A 269-nucleotide genomic window follows, 5' to 3' on the forward strand; every position below is an offset into this window, starting at 1 on the left:
AATCGAGAACTGAGAACCGTGGCGGGACAGGCCTTGGACTGTTTATTGCGAAAAATATTGTTGAGCAGCATAACGGTACAATTTCTGCTGAAAGTAATGTAGTTAGAACAATGTTTGAAGTGCGATTGCCAAAAGACGAGAACGTAACAATTTAATAAAAATTTAAACTTTACCCCACTTTTTATTTTAATAGTTTTTTCTATTCTATACGTAAGTTACGTTAAGGAGGAACTAGAAATGAAAAAGTGGGTATTTATTTCTTTTTTTAT

The 269-nt window shown here is 32.7% G+C and carries 1 protein-coding gene; it reads left to right on the forward strand.

Features of this window, described 5'->3' with window-relative positions:
- Nucleotides 1-155: ATP-binding protein (locus FE392_RS23270; RefSeq protein ID WP_500692723.1), on the forward strand; the 155-nt coding region annotated here is incomplete at its 5' end.
- Nucleotides 156-269 lie beyond the last annotated feature (114 nt).

It is taken from the genome of Xenorhabdus santafensis (assembly GCF_033949405.1).
In the GTDB taxonomy this organism is placed as follows: Bacteria; Pseudomonadota; Gammaproteobacteria; order Enterobacterales; family Enterobacteriaceae; genus Xenorhabdus; species Xenorhabdus santafensis.